1 protein-coding gene is annotated in these 1,520 nt (G+C 55.9%); it reads right to left on the reverse strand.

The genetic code is table 11. The features are described 5' to 3' along the window. Window positions 1-74: 74 nt before the first annotated feature. The gene (locus ACR0DT_RS24995) at window positions 75-1,445 is read right to left on the reverse strand and encodes a transposase (protein ID WP_480713339.1); all 1,371 of its coding nucleotides are present in this window, start codon (window positions 1,443-1,445) and stop codon (window positions 75-77) included. Between the last annotated feature and the right edge of the window lie 75 nt (window positions 1,446-1,520).

Raw genomic sequence — 1,520 nt, forward strand, 5'->3', positions numbered from 1 at the left:
CCGGATACTGTTGAAGAAGTCGATGTTTTGGCTGGTTTGACGGCTGTCGAGATTTGGGGTGACGCGCCTTTTCTTCATGTGGGGGCTGGTGTCGGGACCAGTTTTGCGAGTTTCCTAAGGTTTTGTGCCGTTGCTGCTAGCTGGAACTGTTCATATGCGCCTTTGGGTCCTCGAAGCCGCATCATCCGCACGCCGATGTATCGCTTCAGATGGGCAAAGAGCATCTCGACTTTCCGCCTTTGGATGAATGAGGTCATGTAAGCATCGGTTTTTCGGATATCGCGTGCGACGTCTCGAGCAGCTTCGTGCACAGAGCGCATGAGGCGTCTCCCGTTGTCCTTCGGACAGCATTGCGGTTTCAAAGGGCATATGTCGCAGTCATGTTTGGAGGCGCGGTATCTGATGAAGCCGTCTTTGCCGCCATTTGCTTTTCGTGGCGTTGAGAAGTTCCGGCGATAGGCCTGCAACGCCTTGCCGCCCGGACAGGTGTAGCTGTCGGTCGCGGGTTCATAAACAAAATCTTCGCGTGAGAACGTCCCGTCCGTCCGTTTCGATTTGTCCCAGACCGGAATGTGCGGAGCGATGCCACGCTCTTCCACCAACCACCCCAGCATCTCTGCCGATCCGTAGCCCGTATCGCCAACCAGTTTGTCTGGTGTCATGTCGAAGCGGTCTGTGATCCGGTCGATCATGCGCCGTGCGGCAAACGCCTCAGCGGTTCGGATCGGAACCGAAGGTTCCACGTCGACGATCACCGCATTATCCAAGTCCACCATGTAGTTGGTGGAATAGGCGAAGAACGCCGCCCCACCATCTGCCCCTGTCCAGCGGGCAGCAGGGTCGACAGGTGATATGTATTTGGGAACAACCTTGGTGGACCCGCCGAACGCGGCATCATCCAGCGTTTCGAGGTACTCGTCCAGAACACGAGAGGTCAGTTCAGGTGGCAGGCCTTCCTTGCTATCAATGCCGCGTGTCTGGTTTGCATTCGCGGGTATCAGGCTGGCGTCAACGCCAAAGCTGTGGCCACCGACAAGACCTTCATCCATGCAGCGCTGCAAAACTGTCTCGAACAAATGACGGAACAATCCGCTCTCCCGGAAACGGCCATGACGGTTCTTTGAGAACGACGAATGGTCAGGCACCGGATCGGCCAGGTCCAGCTTGCAAAACCACCTGTACGCCAGATTGACATGTATCTCTTCGCAAAGCCGCCGCTCGGAGCGGATGCCCATGCAGTATCCCAACAGCAGCATGCGGATCATCAGTTCAGGGTCAATCGACGGACGACCATGCGAGCTGTAATACGGCGCAAGCATTGGGCGCACTTCGGTCAGATCAAGGAAGCGATCAATCCCACGCATCGGGTGATCCTGCGGCACAAACTCTTCGATTGAGAACTCATAAAACAACGCACCTTGCGCCACCTGCCTCGGTCCCATCATCGCCGCGCCCTCCCACTCTCAAAACAAGTGAATCAGGACAACAGCAACCAATCAACAGACTTTTTCAACAGTATC

The organism is Ruegeria sp. BI11 (assembly GCF_056538005.1).

Bases quoted from the DNA above. Each gene is read 5' to 3' on its own strand.
- ACR0DT_RS24995 (WP_480713339.1), bottom strand. From the start codon at position 1,445: ATGATGGGACCGAGGCAGGTGGCGCAAGGTGCGTTGTTTTATGAGTTC.